This is a genomic window from Streptomyces sp. NPDC018263 (genome assembly GCF_055562575.1).
Genome location: NZ_JBVHFA010000001.1, coordinates 248,443 through 263,911, shown reverse-complemented (window position 1 = coordinate 263,911; position 15,469 = coordinate 248,443). Strand labels below are relative to the sequence as shown.

At 71.0% G+C, this 15,469-nt stretch carries 13 protein-coding genes; all 13 read left to right on the top strand.

What is annotated here, in order from left to right; genetic code table 11:
- Positions 1–6 precede the first annotated feature (6 nt).
- The 13 genes from ACZ3HQ_RS01175 (at position 7) to ACZ3HQ_RS01115 (ending at position 15,445) form a co-directional block, all read left to right on the top strand.
- Entirely contained in the window at positions 7–1,695 is a 1,689-nt protein-coding gene (locus ACZ3HQ_RS01175) for an MFS transporter (protein ID WP_467506939.1), read from the top strand.
- 314 nt (positions 1,696–2,009) lie between these two features.
- Positions 2,010–2,339 (top strand): hypothetical protein, encoded by a 330-nt coding sequence (locus ACZ3HQ_RS01170; protein ID WP_467506937.1) that lies wholly within the window; start codon positions 2,010–2,012, stop codon positions 2,337–2,339.
- Between the two features lie 23 nt (positions 2,340–2,362).
- Positions 2,363–2,671, top strand: coding sequence for a pore-forming ESAT-6 family protein (locus ACZ3HQ_RS01165; protein WP_467507950.1), 309 nt, complete (start codon positions 2,363–2,365; stop codon positions 2,669–2,671).
- 59 nt (positions 2,672–2,730) lie between these two features.
- Positions 2,731–3,132, top strand: a complete 402-nt coding sequence (locus ACZ3HQ_RS01160) for a DUF6507 family protein (RefSeq protein WP_161145659.1) — start codon at positions 2,731–2,733, stop codon at positions 3,130–3,132.
- Positions 3,129–5,627 carry a hypothetical protein gene (locus tag ACZ3HQ_RS01155; RefSeq protein ID WP_467506936.1) on the top strand — a complete coding sequence of 833 codons (2,499 nt, stop codon included), beginning with the start codon at positions 3,129–3,131 and terminating at the stop codon, positions 5,625–5,627. Before ACZ3HQ_RS01160 ends, ACZ3HQ_RS01155 begins: the two co-directional genes overlap by 4 nt.
- Before the next feature lie 59 nt (positions 5,628–5,686).
- Entirely contained in the window at positions 5,687–6,487 is an 801-nt protein-coding gene (locus tag ACZ3HQ_RS01150; RefSeq protein ID WP_467506934.1) for an immunity 49 family protein, read from the top strand.
- A 12-nt stretch (positions 6,488–6,499) separates the two neighbouring features.
- Positions 6,500–6,745 (top strand): hypothetical protein, encoded by a 246-nt coding sequence (locus ACZ3HQ_RS01145; RefSeq protein WP_467506932.1) that lies wholly within the window; start codon positions 6,500–6,502, stop codon positions 6,743–6,745.
- 52 nt (positions 6,746–6,797) lie between these two features.
- Positions 6,798–8,108: a type VII secretion integral membrane protein EccD gene (gene eccD / locus ACZ3HQ_RS01140; RefSeq protein ID WP_467506930.1), complete on the top strand. Its 1,311-nt coding sequence runs from the start codon at positions 6,798–6,800 to the stop codon at positions 8,106–8,108.
- Between the two features lie 16 nt (positions 8,109–8,124).
- Positions 8,125–9,240 (top strand): MinD/ParA family ATP-binding protein, encoded by a 1,116-nt coding sequence (locus tag ACZ3HQ_RS01135; RefSeq protein WP_467506928.1) that lies wholly within the window; start codon positions 8,125–8,127, stop codon positions 9,238–9,240.
- Positions 9,237–13,241 (top strand): type VII secretion protein EccCa, encoded by a 4,005-nt coding sequence (gene eccCa / locus ACZ3HQ_RS01130; RefSeq protein WP_467506926.1) that lies wholly within the window; start codon positions 9,237–9,239, stop codon positions 13,239–13,241. Before ACZ3HQ_RS01135 ends, eccCa begins: the two co-directional genes overlap by 4 nt.
- Entirely contained in the window at positions 13,238–14,644 is a 1,407-nt protein-coding gene (locus ACZ3HQ_RS01125) for a DUF6177 family protein (protein ID WP_467506924.1), read from the top strand. The genes eccCa and ACZ3HQ_RS01125 overlap by 4 nt, the downstream gene beginning before the upstream one ends.
- A 43-nt stretch (positions 14,645–14,687) precedes the next feature.
- Positions 14,688–15,116: a MerR family transcriptional regulator gene (locus ACZ3HQ_RS01120; RefSeq protein WP_467506922.1), complete on the top strand. Its 429-nt coding sequence runs from the start codon at positions 14,688–14,690 to the stop codon at positions 15,114–15,116.
- Positions 15,113–15,445, top strand: coding sequence for a thioredoxin family protein (locus ACZ3HQ_RS01115; RefSeq protein ID WP_467506921.1), 333 nt, complete (start codon positions 15,113–15,115; stop codon positions 15,443–15,445). Before ACZ3HQ_RS01120 ends, ACZ3HQ_RS01115 begins: the two co-directional genes overlap by 4 nt.
- Positions 15,446–15,469: the final 24 nt, after the last annotated feature.

Here is a 15,469-nt window from a genome sequence, read left to right as displayed (position 1 = left end):
GCTGTCATGCGACTCGTCATGAACGAACCGGTCGAGAGGATGGAGCGCCCGTACGCCCGGCGCTGGTGGGCGCTGCTCGTGCTCTGCCTCAGCCTGCTGATCATCGTGATGGCCAACACCGCCCTCACGGTGGCCGCGCCCGACATGACCCGCGACCTCGGGCTGTCCAGTGCGGACCTCCAGTGGGTCATCGACGGCTACACCGTCCCGTACGCGGCGCTGATGCTGCTGCTCGGCGCGATCGGCGACAAGTACAGCCGGCGCGGGGCGCTGATCCTCGGCCTCGTCGTCTTCGGCGGTGGCGCGGTGTTCGGCAGCCTCGCGGACTCCTCCGCCACGGTCATCGCGGCCCGCGCGGTCATGGGTGTCGGCGCGGCGCTGATCATGCCCGCGACGCTCTCGCTGCTCGCGGCGACCTTCCCGCGCGCCGAGCGGGTCAAGGCGATCACCCTGTGGACCGCGACGGCGGGCCTCGCCATCGCGGCCGGGCCGGTCGTCGCGGGCGCGCTGCTGCGGGACCACGGCTGGGCGTCGACCTTCCTGATCAACGTGCCGGTCGCCGTCCTGGCCATCGTCGGCGCGCTGGTCCTCGTACCGCCGTCGAAGGCCGGCCACCACGAGCGCATCGACTACGTCGGCGGCCTGCTGTCGGTCCTCTGGATCGCCGCGCTGGTCTACATGATCATCGAGGGGCCGCACTTCGGGTGGGGCGTCAAGGCGGTGACCGCCGCGGTCGTCGCGGGCGTCGGCCTGGTCGCCTTCGTCCTGTGGGAACTGCGCCACCCGCGCCCGGTGCTGGACGTACGCCGCTTCACCGACCGCCGCTTCGCGGGCTCCAACCTCGCGGTCGCGCTCTTCTTCCTCGCGGTCTTCGGCGCGTTCTACTACCTCACCCAGCACCTCCAGTTCGTCCTCGGCTACGACGCCCTGGAGACCGGCGTCCGCATGCTCCCCCTGGCCGGCGCGGTCTTCGCGGGCTCGGCCCTGACCGGCTACCTCACCCCGCGCGTCGGTATGCGCTGGACGGTCGGCGCGGGCATGGTCGCCGGCACGGTGGCGCTCGCGCTGCTGACCCGGGTCGACGCGGGCTCGACGTACTTGGACTTCGTCCCTTCCCTGGTGATCCTGGGCCTCGCCATCGGCCTCGCCCTGTCCCCCTGCACGGACGCGATCATGGGCGCCTTCCCCGAGTCCGAACTGGGCGTGGGCGGCGCGGTGAACGACACCTCGCTGGAACTGGGCGGCTCCCTGGGCATCGCGATCCTGGGCTCCCTGCTGGCGACTTCGTACGACGACCACCTGACCTCGGCCACCCGCGGCTCCGGCCTCCCGGCCGACGCCCTGGCGCAGGCGCAGGACTCGGTGGGCGCGGGGTACGCGGTGGCGCAGGCCATCGGCGAGAAGGCCCAGTCGCTGGCCGCGAAGGCAGCCGGGGCGGGGAACCCCGCGCAGGCGGCCCAACTCAAGCAACAGGCGTCGTCCCTGGCCTCGGGCGCGCATCGGATGGCTGACGCCGTGGGGGCGTCGTTCTCGGACGCGGTGGCGCATACGAGCCTGATCGGGGCGGTGATCCTGGGGGTGGGAACGGTCGTGGTGGCGGTGTTGCTGCCGGGGCGGGAGAAGCTCACGACCGGTGACCCGAGGGAGGCTCCGGAGCAGGAGGCTGCCGAGAAGGAGAAGGCGACCGCCAACTGACATCGGTTCACGTGCCGCCCCTGGGGTCGAAGGGGGCGGCACGTCGGCGCGTGCGATGGCCACGAGGAGGAGGTGGCTTACTCATCAGATTTCTGCGGGTCTGTGTGGACAAGGATGTCGAGCTCGTCTTCGGCTGATCCACGTCGAGTCGCTCGACGCGGGCGGCAGTTCAAGCCAACCCGGCGTTCATGCGTTGCATCAGCAACCACCCGCGGTGAGTATGTGTGATGAGATGGGTGGCAGTTGTGGCGTCGGAGGGTGATGTGGCGTCATGACCGCCGATGATCTGGACCACGGGTGCGGGGGGAATCTCCATGAAGTTCGACATGGGGTCGACGACGCTGGCGACGCTGACGAAGAGCACGGTCGGGTCGAGTGACGACCTGGGTGCGCTGATCCACCAGTTGATCGCCGCGGCCCAGCCGTTGGAGGGGAAGTTCAACGGCGAGGGCAAGACGATGTTCGACTCCTTCAAGCAGCGCGCGGACGAGATCACGGCCGCGCTGAACGGCTCGCTCGCCTCGATCCTGGGCGGTCAGTCCGGGATGGACAACGCGTTCGTCGGCGGCGACCAGGAGCAGTCCGACAATGCCCGCCAGACGATGAGCGCCGCCAACTTCGACGCGGCCCGCTTCCGCGGCTGAACCACGAGGGGGACTTGAGCACCATGGGTAACCAGGACCGCCGCTCCTACGACACCGGTGCCTCCGGTGACGTACAGAGCGGCCTTCAGGGAATCATCGGCCGGCTGGAGACCGTGCTCGGCGAGCGCGAGCGTGCGGTGAAGGCCGCGATGGCCGACTACCAGGCCGACGGGGTCTCGGACGAGTACCACGGCAAGGAAGCCCGCTGGCACAAGGCCGCAGGCGAGGTCCGCGACATCATCCAACTGGTGCGCGGCACGCTGGAGAAGAACGACGGCACCGCACAGGCCACGCTGGCCAAGGCTCGTGCCGCGGTCGACAACATCGGCTGAGACAGCGGCAGTCGCCCGCCGGGCAGGTGCTCGGCGGGTACGGGGATGAGGGGCATTTCGTGACGGGGTGGGACGTCGATCCGGCCGGGGTGTACAGCGTGCTGTCCAAGGCGGGCACCGCGGCGAAGAACATGTCGGACGCGGGCAGCGCGATGCAGGGCAACCTGGAGGAGGCGGCGTCCGCCGCAGGCACGCTGACCAGCCAGTACGGTCCGTACAGCAGTACGGTCGGGCTCGTCGGCTCGGCGCTGGGACAGTTCGCGCAGGCCTGGGGCCGGGACCTGCTGTACATCGCCAAGCGCACTTCGAAGTCCCTCAACGGGGCTGATCAGGCGACCCGTTGCTATGTCGCCGGGGCGCTGGAGCAGGCGGCGAACGCACAGCAGGAGGCGGCCAAGGAGCCGAAGGTGGACCTGCCCGGCGCGGGCGGGGGCCACGGGGGAGACCGGTCTCAGCGATGAGCGACGACGCGAAACTGATCGACCCGTCCGGCATACCGCACTTCATCGGCGACCTGGGCACGCTCGACACCGACGTGATGCTGCTGACGGCGGACGCGGGCCAGTTCCGCGCCTCCGGATCGGACGTGCACACCGAGTTCCAGGGGCTGTCGGCGTTCTACGAGGCACCGGAGGCGGAGCAGTTGTTCGCCACCACGCTTCCGGTGCGGCAGAAGTCCGACGCGTTCGCCGACGACCTGGAGAAGGTCGCGACCGCCCTGTCGGACTACAGCTTCGAGGTCCAGCCACTGGCGAAGAAGCTGGACACGCTGAAGGCGGATGCCACCGCCTTCGTGAACTCCGTCTCCGGTGACGACGACTGGCGCAAGGACCAGGACAAGGTCGACCACAACAACGACCTCTGGCACGACGTCAACCACACCGTCGCCGCGTTCCAGGACGCCGAACGCACCGCCTACAACAAGATCATGGCGCTGATCGGCGGCACCCGGATGAGCGTCGACGACGGCTCCGGCGGCAAGAACACGTACGGCTACCGGGCCGAGGACCTCGACCACGCCGAGGTGACCCCCTGGGGAGCGCCCGCCGAGCGGGAGTACGAGGGGTGGGCCTGGCTGGCGCACCAGGGCAAGCAGGTGTGGGACGGCGTCTGGCAGGACGGCGTCATCGGCACGATCCACGGCGTGGGAACCCTGTTCGGCTCGGACGGCTGGGACGCGGCCGGCGAGGCGTGGACGAACCTGGCCAAGCTGGGCACGGCCTCGGCGCTCACCAGCGTCACGATGGGCACGTGGTGGCTGCTGCCGGAGGACAAACAGCCGTCCTGGCTGCGCGACTCCCGCAAGGCGTACAAGGAGACGGCCAAGGGGTTCATCGCCTACGACCAGTGGAAGACGAACCCCGCCCGTGCGGCGGGCGCGGTCACCTTCAACGTACTGACCATCGTCGGCACCGAGGGCGCGGGCAGCGCCGTGAGCGGCGCCGGCAAGGCGGGCGCCGCCGCCCGCACCCTCTCCATCGCCGGCAAGGTCGGCCGCGCCATCGACCCGATGACCTACGCCGGCAAGGCGGCCAAGTTCGCCTTCATACGGGTGGGCGACACCTTCAGCACCCTGAAGAACCTCCGCACGGGCGCGTATGCGGACATGGCGGACCTGGGCGGGAAATACGCCCCGGCGGAGCATCCGGTGCCGGTGATCGAGAGGCCGGCTGCCGTCCCGGAGAGTGCTGTCGAGTACGTCGATGCGCGGGGCGACGTCCTCTATCTCACCGCTGACGGGCATGTCCTGGACGCGGACGGGGCGATGCGACAGCACGTCTCCCACTCCCACGTCGAGGCATCCGCCGCGGATCGCTCGCGGATGGACGGAGCGGCCAGGGAACCGGAACCGGTCGGGGCGCATGCCGCGAACAATGCACTGGAGAGCCATGCCTCCGGCGGCGCCGGACCCGGAGTCGCCATTCCCACTCGTGACGTGGGCTCAGTGGGATCACTCGGTCACACGGGACACGGCTCCGGGCACGGTGGGGGCAGCGCCCCGGACCTCCCGGGGCAACGCGGCGCCGATCAGCCTCCCAGTGGCGGTGACTGGTACGACAGCCTCAATCCGCGTGAGATCAAGGACGTTCAGATATATCGGGCCAATTACGAGCCGGGATATTTTGAGAAGTATTATCAGCAGAATGGTCATCGTCTTCGTGTGGCGACACCGGACGAAAGTGGCTTCGCCCCACCCCAGTTGACCAAAGACCCTGGCCACCAGGCGTGGATTGCAGCCGGCGGCAAGGTGTCGCCGATCGCCGAGAAGTACGTCCCCGGCTCCAAGATCGACCACGGTCCGCATAGCGTGCACGTCGGATCGGACCTGGATGTCATTGGCAGGCAAGCCCTCAAGCGGCATCAATCGCTGACCGCCGACAATGCGTGGCACGGGCCGCTGAAGGACGCGAAGGCCGCCTGGCAGGACGCCCCCACCCCGGAAAACCTTCAGGCATATCAGGACCTCAAGGCTCAGCATGCTCCCTTTCATCGGGCTATGAGTGTGGACAGTGAAGCGTTCGGGGAGGCGGTCGCACGACATCACGTCATCCCGGACAACTACCCGCACGCGCAGATGGAGACGCTGGGCGGACCCAAGAACGGGAATGACCAGTTCGATCAGGTGTGGAGCTGGGTGGATGGCTCCGGTGAGAAAAAGTTCGTTGTTGTAGAGTCCAAAAGTACCGTTACCACAGAACTGGGAACCAGAAAACTTCCAGGGGGTATGGAAGCTCGGCAAGGGTCCCGTAGGTATTTCATGGATATTCTGGATGAGATGGGAAAGCGTGGCGCCAGTGGGGATATGAACGAAGCCCGTCTGTACAATGACTTGAGTGACGCGATGGAGCGGGGCGACGTGGAATATATCCTGGTCAAGGGGAAGGTGGCGGCGGACGGCACGTATGCTGGTTATCTGAAGTGGAATTTCGATATCAGTAAAGAGGGAGCGTTGTGACTGAATCGGTGACTCGGCATCATCGCCCAGGCGATGTGGACGTGACCGTGGTGCAGTACATGGCTGAGAAGCTGAAGGATCGACGTGCTTTGGCACTCGGGGAATCCGCCACGAACTTCGCGTTCGCCGTCAGTGAGTCCATGACCGTTCTCCAGGGCCGTCTCATTGTCGATCCGCCAGCGGCCGAGTTGCCCACGTGGGAAGCCACCGTGGCGGCTATGCAGTTCTGGGAAGCCGCTTTTGCCGCGGCGGCTAGGACCGAAGGTACCGTGGAGCGCAGGGTCCTGGGCGAGGTGCGCTCGATTCCCGCCACGGGTCCTCAGTTCTACGCCGATGCGGGAAGGTGGCTCAACGCCTTCTGGCTCGCCATCATCTGTCGTGATCAGGTGCGCATGACCGAGCTGTGTGAGGTCCCGCTGGAAGTGCTGCGGGCATCCGGCGTCCGGGGTGACGAGTACATCTACAACTGGATCGACGCACTTCAGGCGTATTGGCTCGAACGTCCGGGCCTGGTGGAGAAGTTGGGGAAGGCGATTGACAATTCCTTCCCGGAAGTCGCCACGATCGCGCCTCGCGATCTCCTCCAGAACGTCCTGTATCCACCGATCAACCTCTTCTATCAGTTTCTCCGCAAGGATCACGACGCCTTCAACACCGCGCTGATCGAGGCGCTGCACTTCCACAAGGCTTACTGGTCGGCCGACGAAGAGCGTGCCAACGACTTCGAGGGCGTGGTGTCGTTCAGTCTCCTGGCCGTCGCGTGTCTCGCCTACGACGCCGGTTTCCCGATCGACGTGGAGTCGGAGTACCTCCCCAAGCACCTCCTCCAGCGGGACTGGGTCGGCGAGTTCGAGGTCTGAGAAAGGAAATTCGTGTCGGCCCAGGACTATGACAGTCAGCTTCTCGAATCCGTCGCCGTTCGGCGGCGGCGTTTGCGGGATGCGGTGTTGTTCGGGGGGCAGCGGCAGCGGCGTACCGTCGACGAGCGGCTGGGGAAGGTGTTCGCGGGGCTCGTGATCGGGGCCGTGCTCTGTGCCGGGTGTGTGGGGTGGTCGTTCGTCTCGCACCGCGTGCTACCCGCCACTTCGTCGCCCACCAGCCCCGCCACCACTCGGTGATAAGTTCGAACGCGTGCTATCTACGGGGACATCGAGCCGTACGGGACCGGCGTTGAGTCGGGTCACTCTGGTCGGTGAGCGGCGGCGGGTCGATCTGGTCCTTCCTTCGCGGGAGCCGGTGGGACGGCTGCTTCCCGAGGTGCTGCGGCTGCTGGACGACCAGGTCGGTGCGCGACCGCAAACGCGGCATCTGGTCGCCGGCGACGGCAGTGTCCTGGAGCCGGACGCCACCCTGGAGTCGGCGGCCGTGTCCGACGGCGCGGTGCTGCGGCTCGTGCGCGTGGAGGACGCCCCTTCCGCGCCCGTCATCCACGACGTGACCGACGAGGCCGCCGACGATCTGGACGTACGGGCCTGGCGATGGAACCCCGCCGCGCGACGGATCGTCGCCGGGGCCGCCACGGTCGCCTGGGCGCTTGCCGCGTCCGTCCTCGCCCGGCAGGAGTTCGCCGCGCGGAGCGTGGGTGCCGCGCTGGTCGTCCTCGCCGTGCTCGGCGCGGTCGCGGGCGCCCTGGCCGGACGGGCCGGAGCGCGCGGGCTCGCCGCCACACTCGTCGTCACCGGTGGCGCCCTCGGCGTCTTCGGGGTCTGGAGTCTCGGGGACGCCCACGCCTGGTCGGGCCCGGCGCGGCTCGCCGGTGTCGCGGGTGTGGCCGCCGGGGCGCTGCTGCTGCTCGGGTGGTGCTCGTCCCTCGGCCGGGGCGGACTGTTCGGCGCTGCCGCGCTCGTGGGCGGTGGCGTCTGTTGGGAGGCCGCCCTCTTCTTCCAGCCGGCCGCGCGCTCGGGGGCGCTCCTTGCCGTGGTGTCCGTGGTGGTGCTGGGCCTGCTGCCCAGGTTCGCGCTGATGACCTCGGGCCTCGCCGGGCTCGACGACCGCCGGTCCGGCGGGGTCTCCGTGAGCCGGTATCAGGTGTCGACCGCGCTCGCCGCCACGCACCGGGGACTCGCGCTGGCGACGGTCGTGACCGCCGCCTCCGCCGCCGTCGCCGGGGCGCTCGCGCTGCGTACGGTCTCGCTCTGGACGGTGTTGCTCGCGGTGGCCGTCGCGCTGGTGCTGGGCCTGCGGGCGCGGGCGTACCCGCTGGTCCCCGAGGTGGTCGCCCTGCTCGTGGCCGCCGGGGTCGTGCTGGTCCGGCTGGCCTGGGTGTGGCAGGAGCGGTCGGACACCGCCGCTGTGCTCGCGGTACCGGTGGCGCTGGCGGTCGTACCGCTCGCTGTCCTCGTCGTCCAGCCGCCCGAACACGTACGGGTACGGCTGCGCCGGCTCGGCGACGTACTGGAGTCCATCGGGGTGATCGCACTGTTCCCGCTCCTGATGGGCGTCTTCGGGGTGTACGGGCGGCTGCTCGGCACGTTCGCGTGAGCGGGAGGCGGCAGGCATGACCCGGCCTCAGGACGGCTGGCAGGACGACGTGCTGCGGGAACTCCGGGGTGACGTATCCCCGCCGGGCCCGGCAGCGGTGGACGCCACGACACCCACGGACCACGGCACCGCGCCCGAAGCGCCGGTGCCGGAGAAGCGGACGGGCACGTCCCCCGCCGTCCGCACCCCCACAGCCCTCTCCCGACCCCTGCCCACCCCCGAGTCCGTCCCCACCATCGACCCCCGCCTCGCCGTCGCCCTCGGCAGGCCGCAGCACGGGGACTCCGTCACCCGGCGCACCGGACGCTCGATCCGGCGGCTGGCCGCGTCCGCCGCGCAGGAGGTCGCGGAGGAGACGCGGATCGCACAGGAGTTGCAGCAGCCGGTGACGACCGGCCGGGTGATCGCCGTGACGTCGATCCGGGGCGGGGTCGGCAAGACGACGACCGCCACGCTGCTCGCCCGTACCCTGCACCACTACCGGCACGACCCGGTGCTGGCGCTGGAGGCGGACGCCGCGCTCGGCACGCTGCCGGTGCGGATGGGCGCGGAGTCGGTGCGGTGGTCGTGCGCCGAACTGGCCCAGATCCTTACCCCGTCGATGCAGCTCACCGACATCACCGGCTACCTGGTGCCCGTCCCGGACGGCGGCTGGCTGCTGCCGGCGAGCCAAGGACGGGTCGGGGCGCCCCTGGAGACGCGGGTGTACCTCAAGGTGACGCAGGCACTGCGCCGGTACTTCGCCGTCACCGTGGTGGACTGCGAGACGCTGCCCGCCGAAGTGGCCCGCGCCGCGATGGACACCGCCCACGCCCGCGTCGTCGTCGCACCGCTCACCGCCGAAGGCGTGGACGGCACCCGTGTCGTCCTCGACTGGCTGGCCGGGCTTCCGCACGACGCCCTGACCTCCACCACCGTCGCCCTCACCTCGGGCACACCCGACATGAATCTCGACCTGAAGACGGCCACGGCGCATCTGCGCGAGACAGGGGTCACCATCGTGCACCTGCCCTACGACCGGCATCTCGCGGCCGGCGGACCCATACGCACGGAGCTGCTCGCGTCCGCCACTCGGGGCGCGACCACGCGGCTGGCGGCGGAGGCGCTCGGGCGGGCGGTGCGGGTCCGTTGACGCAGCACCTGGTCCACCGGCCGGCCCGCGCCACCCGCCCGCTGCCCGAGACCGGGGCGCGGACCATCGAGCCGCCGCCGAACCTGCCCGAGGGCAAGATGGGCAGCGCGGCCACCGCGCTGCTGCCCATGACCGGTGTCCTGGGTTCCGTGGTGATGATGACCGTCATCCGGTCCAGCCAGTTCGCCGGCCTCGGCGCGGTCGTGCTCGTCATCGCGCTCCTGGGCGCGGTGACGCTGTTCCTGTCGCAGCGCGGCAAGGCCCAGCGCCAGCGCCGGGTGCAGCGCGAGCGGTATCTGGAGTACCTGGAGGAACTGCGCGAGGAACTGGGCGCGGCCGAGCGGGCGCGACGGCAGGCGGCCCGGGAACTCAGCCCGCCGCCGGCTGCCCTGTACGACCTTCTGCGCGACCCGGCCCGCCTGTGGGAACGACGGCGCGCGGACGCGGACTTCCTGAAGGTTCGGGTGGGCGTCGGCGACGTACCGGTGCAGGACGTGGTGGTCGGACAGAACACGGCGGGCGGGGTGCTCACCCCGCCGGACCCGTTCATGCTGAACGAGGCGCGCGCCCTCCAGGCCCGCTTCACCACGTCCGCCGGCCATCCGCTGACGGTGCCGCTGGACCGCGCGGGCGATGTGAGCGTGGTCGGCGACCGGGAGGGCGTACTGCGCGTCGCGCGGGCGCTTCTCGTCCAGGCCGCGGTGACGCACGCACCGGACGACCTGGCGCTCGGGCTCGGCGTGCCCGGAGAGCGCCTGGCGGAGTGGGAGTGGGCCAAGTGGCTACCGCACGTCCTCGACACCGGCGCGGACGACGGCCCGATCGCCGCCCGCCGGATCGCACCGGACACGACCCAGTTGGCTCGCGTCATGGGTGCCGACCTGAAGAAGCGCGCCTCCTACGCGGCCGAGGTGCGCCGCGGACTCGCCGACCGCAAGGCGCTCGGCCTCGGCAGCCGTCTGCTCGTGGTGAGCGACGAGTACGGGCACAACGCGGCCGAACTCCCGCGACCGGACTCGGCCGTGACCCTCGCCGACATGGGGGTGACGGTCGTGCATCTGCTCGCCGAGCAGGTGCAGGAGCCCGGTGATGTGGCGGTGCGGATCGTCGTCGACGAGGACCGGATCCTCGTCGAGGACCTGCGGGGCGAGCGGGTCGTACGCGTCTTCGGGACCCTGGACCCGGTCGGCGAGGCGGAGGCCGAGGGGCTCGCCCGGATGCTGGCGCCGCTGCGGCTGTCCCCGGAGTCGTCCGCCGAGGGCGCCCCGGTGTCGGGGCCGGTGGACTTCCCGTATCTGCTCGGCATCGACGATCCGGCGGCGCTCGACCTGCCGCGGCAGTGGGCGCCGCGTGGGGAGCGCGACTTCCTGCGGGTGCCGATCGGACTGGACGACCGGCACCGGCCGGTCCTGCTCGACCTGAAGGAGTCGTCGGAACTCGGCATGGGGCCGCACGGTCTGTGCGTGGGCTCGACCGGCTCCGGCAAGAGCGAACTGCTGCGCACCCTCGTGCTCGGGCTGGTGACGACGCACCCGCCCGAGGACCTGGCCATGGTGCTGGTCGACTACAAGGGCGGCGCCACCTTCGCGCCGTTCGCGGGGCTGCCCCATGTGTCGGGTGTCATCACCAACCTGGAGAACCAGGCGGACCTGGTGGAGCGCGTCCACACCTCGCTGGCCGGGGAGATCAAGCGGCGCCAGCAGGTCCTGAAGGACGCCGGGAACATCGCCGACATCGGGCACTACCGGTCGCTGCGCGAGAGTGCCCGGCCGGACCTCGAGCCCCTTCCGCATCTGTTCGTCGTGATCGACGAGTTCGGCGAACTCCTCACCGCCAAGCCGGACTTCATCGACCTGTTCCTCTCCATCGGCCGGATCGGCCGCTCCATCGGCGTGCACCTGCTGCTGTCCAGCCAGCGCATCGAGAGCGGCAGGCTGAAGGGTCTGGAGACCTATCTGTCGTACCGGCTCGGGCTGCGCACCTTCTCGGCGGACGAGTCGCGCACGGTCCTGGACACCCCGGACGCCTTCAACCTGCCGCCGCTGCCGGGCTTCGGCTACCTCAAGGTCGACACCTCCACCTATACGCGCTTCAAGGCGGGGTTCGTCTCCGGCGCGTACCGGGGGCCGGTCGGGCCGGAGGCGATTGAGGGCGACGAGCCCTCGGCGTGGCCCTATCCGGCCTACAACACCCTGAACACGCAGGCCGGTTCGGAGGCCGACCAGCCGACCGCTCCGCGCGAGCGGGAGACCGGGCCCACGGTGCTGTCCGTCGTTGTGGACCAACTGGCGGGCGCCGCACAGCCGGTGCGCCGGATCTGGCTCCCCCCGCTGCCCGAGGCGGTGACGCTGACCGGAGCGGCCGGGCCGGTGCGGGCCTCCGGCGAGGGCATGCAACTGGCCGCACTGGACGGGCCATTGCGGGTGCCGCTCGGAGTGCTGGACGATCCGGCGCGGCAGTGGCAGAGCAGATGGGTGCACGATCTGAACACCGCCGGCGGCCACACCGCCGTCATCGGCGGCCCCCAGTCCGGCAAGACGACCCTGCTGCGCACCCTGGCCCTCTCCCTGGCCGTCACGCACACCCCGCGCGACGTCGCGGTCTACGGGCTCGACCTGGCCGGCGGCGGCCTCGGCGCGCTCGCCGGGTTGCCGCACGTCGGCGGTATCGCCGGACGGGCCGACCACGAACGCGCCGCCCGCACGGTCGCCGAGGTGCGCGGCATGCTCGCCGAGCGGGAGACGGTCTTCCGCGAGCGCGGCATCGACTCCGTCGACCAGCTCCGCGCCCTGCGCGCCAAGGGCGAACTGCCCGAACTGGGCTCCACCGACGTGGTGCTGCTCATCGACGGCTTCGGCGCGCTCCGGGACGAGTTCGCCGAGCTGGACGAGCCGGTCGCCGACCTGCTCAAGCGGGGCGGCGGTTACGGCATCCACGTCGTGGCGGGCATGCTCCGCTGGAACGACGTACGCATCGCCACGCAGTCGATGTTCGGCAGCCGGATCGAGCTCCGGCTGAACGACCCCGCCGACTCCTCCGTGGACCGCAAGCTCTCCGAGACCCTGCCGGCGGACACCCCCGGCCGGGCCCTGACCGACGGCAAGCTGTTCGCCCAGGTTGCCTTGCCGAGGCTCGACGCGAGCGCCTCGGCGGCCGACCTGGGTCCGGCCCTGGAATCCGCCGCACGTTCCCTGCGGGCCACCTGGCACGGTGAATCCGCAGCCCCCGTAAGGGTGTTGCCGACCCGCCTGCCCGCGCAGCGCCTGCCCGGCCCGGACCAGGAGCCGCGCGCGGTGCCGATCGGGGTCGACCAGGAATCCCTGGCCCCGGTCGTGCTGGACCTGTTCGGGACCGACCAGCACCTGCTGGTCCTCGGGGACAACGAGTGCGGCAGGACGAACCTGCTCCGCCTGATCTCCGGCGCACTCGTCGACCGGTACGGCGAGGATGAGCTGGTGTTCGCGGTCTTCGACCCCCGCCGGGGCCTACGCCGCGCGGTGCCGGAACCTTATCGGGGCGGCTACGCGCACAACGCCAAGCTCTCCCTCGCGCTGGCGAACGGCATCGAGGCAGAGTTGGGCAAGCGCCTCCCGGACACCGTCGACCCCGACGCCATGGCCGACGAACCCGGCTTCACCGGCCCGCGCATCGTGATCCTGGTCGACGATTACGACGTCCTCACCGCGGCGGGGTCACAGCCTCTCGCGCCGTTCCTGCCGTACATATCCGCCGCCCAGGACATCGGACTGCACTTCGTCGTCGCGCGCCGCGTCGCGGGTGCCTCGCGCGCCCTGTACGACCCGGTCCTGACGGCGCTGCGCGAGACCGGCGCCACGGCGCTGGTGATGACGGGAGACCGCACGGAGGGCCAGCTCTTCCCCGGTCTGTACGCCTCCGCGCAGCCGCCGGGCCGGGGCACCCTGGTGCGCCGGGGCCGCCGCCACCAGATCGTCCAGACGGCACTCGCGGCGGAGAGCGGGTCCGGGGAGGCACCGGCGTGACCAAGGACGTCATCGCGCTCACGCCGAAGATGCCCGACACCGGGGCCCTGCTGGCCGCGCTGCACGCAGGTGGACCCGAACTGGGTCTGACCGCCACCGACGACGGCGCGGTCCTCCAGCTCTGCACGGCGGACGGGCGCCCGCTGGTGTCGGTCGAGGCCCCGCTCCTCGTCCACACGCCCGGCGAGGCGGAGCGGCTGCTCGGTGCGCGGGCCGAGGCACCCGCACCGCCGTACTGGTGGACCGAGACACGGGCCTCCACGGCGGTCCCCGCCGCCGAATCCCTCGCGGGCTCCGTGTGCGGACGCCTGACGATGCTGCTCGGCGGCACCACCTGGCCGCCCGAGGCCGGCCACACCGCCCGCGTGACGTCGCCCGACGAGGGGGACCGTCCGGCGGAGGCTTCCGGTCCCGTCCTGCCTGTCGTCGACGTACTGACCGACTCCACGGCGGTGGTCCTGGCGGATCGCCCCGTCGTCCCCCTCACCGCGTGGCTCTCCGACCTCTTGCGCGCCACGGCTCGCTCGGACCGCGCGTTCCACCTCGTCACCCCGCCCCACGTCCGGCTGACGCTGCCGCTGCGCACCGCGCTCGGCGGCACCCCCAACCGGTGGGTGGTCCGGGACCCCGCGGGCGGCTACCACGACGGCCTGTCCGGCGTCCGCCTCGCCTGGCGCGACGGTACGTTCGCCCCGCCCGGCATCGAGGTCGCCGACGCGTTCACGTCGCGGGTGACGCCCGAGGGACACCGGCAGCTCACCGTGTCCTTCCGTACGGTGCACGCACCCGACGCCGAGCTGGAGCTGGGCGGCGCGCTGGAAGCCGCCTGGCGCCACCTCACCGGCGCACCGCCCGCCGGATGGGGCACCGCGGAGCCGGTGAACCTGCCCTGGTCGCGCCGTCAGTTGACCGAGGTGGCCCGCGACCGGGCGCCCGCTCCGGCTCACCTCGTCGTCATCGGCACCCCCGAACGGCCCGCCATCGCCACGCACCGCGTCACGCGCACCACCGCCGGAGTGGCCGAGGACACCACCCTGACCCTCGGGTTCGCCGCACCCGGTGAGGTCCCCCTCGACGCCCTGGAGGCCCTGGCCGGGAAGCTGGTCGGCGAACACGGTCTGACCACCATGCTCACCACCCTGCGCCGGGCCCGCGCCGACCTCACCCTGCCGCCGCACCTGGAGCCCCCGCCCCTGCCGGTCGCCTTCACCCTCGGCGCGCGCGACGTACGGACCATCGGCCTCACTCATGCCCGTCGGCCGCCCCTGGCCGTCCGGCCCCGGCAGCTCGGTCCGGCGACCGCCCCGGCCCTCCACTACCCCCTGGGCGACGGCACCGACGCCGCCGCCTGGACGGCGCTCCAGGTGCTCTCCGACCATCTCAGGGCCGGTTCCCCCACCTGACCGCCTTGCCCTGACGCCCACGTCACCCCCTACCGTCGAAGCCATGCGAATCGGGGAGCTGGCCGAGCGGGCCGGGACGACCGTGCGGGCGTTGCGGTACTACGAGACCCGGGGGCTGTTGCCCGCGCGGCGGGATGCCAAGGGGTATCGGGAGTACGACGAGCGGGATCTCGTGCTGCTGCGGCAGATCCGCACGCTGAGGGACTTCGGGTTCGAGCTGGAGGAGACGCGGCCGTTCGTGGAGTGTCTGCGGGCCGGGCACGCGGAGGGGGACGCGTGTCCGGCGTCGCGGGAGGTGTACCGGCGGAAGCTGGATGAGCTGGACCGGCTCATCGGCGAGCTGGTGGCGGTGCGGGAGACGGTCGCGGGGCAGTTGCGGCGGGCCGAGGAGGCGCGGGCCGGGCTGGCCGCCGAGGCGCTGGTTCCGGGGGGTCCGGAACCCGTGTGCGAGCTGGGAGTGCGAGAGGCATGAGTGTCATCAGCGGTCTTGAGGAAGTCACGGACGCGAATTTCGAGGCGGAGGTGCTCGGCGCCGATCTGCCGGTGCTGGTGCAGTTCACCGCCGACTGGTGCGGGCCCTGCCGGCAGCTCGCGCCGGTGCTGAAGGACATCGCCTTCGCGGAGGGCGACCGGCTGAAGGTGGTCCAGCTCGACGTGGACCGCAACCCCGCGACCACCATCGCCTACCAGGTGCTCTCCACCCCCACCCTCCTGGTCTTCCAGGACGGTGAGCCGGTGCGCTCCATGGTCGGCGCCCGCCCTAGGCGCAAGCTGCTGGAGGAGCTGGCCGACCTGCTCTGAACAAGGAGTCCGCAAGCAAAGAAA

What these genes read in the sequence shown, in the direction of transcription:
- ACZ3HQ_RS01175 (WP_467506939.1), top strand. Translation starts at nt 7, where the DNA reads ATGCGACTCGTCATGAACGAACCGGTCGAGAGGATGGAGCGCCCGTAC.
- ACZ3HQ_RS01170 (WP_467506937.1), top strand. Translation starts at nt 2,010, where the DNA reads ATGAAGTTCGACATGGGGTCGACGACGCTGGCGACGCTGACGAAGAGC.
- ACZ3HQ_RS01165 (WP_467507950.1), top strand. Translation starts at nt 2,363, where the DNA reads ATGGGTAACCAGGACCGCCGCTCCTACGACACCGGTGCCTCCGGTGAC.
- ACZ3HQ_RS01155 (WP_467506936.1), top strand. Translation starts at nt 3,129, where the DNA reads ATGAGCGACGACGCGAAACTGATCGACCCGTCCGGCATACCGCACTTC.
- ACZ3HQ_RS01150 (WP_467506934.1), top strand. Translation starts at nt 5,687, where the DNA reads ATGGCTGAGAAGCTGAAGGATCGACGTGCTTTGGCACTCGGGGAATCC.
- ACZ3HQ_RS01135 (WP_467506928.1), top strand. Translation starts at nt 8,125, where the DNA reads ATGACCCGGCCTCAGGACGGCTGGCAGGACGACGTGCTGCGGGAACTC.
- ACZ3HQ_RS01120 (WP_467506922.1), top strand. Translation starts at nt 14,688, where the DNA reads ATGCGAATCGGGGAGCTGGCCGAGCGGGCCGGGACGACCGTGCGGGCG.
- ACZ3HQ_RS01115 (WP_467506921.1), top strand. Translation starts at nt 15,113, where the DNA reads ATGAGTGTCATCAGCGGTCTTGAGGAAGTCACGGACGCGAATTTCGAG.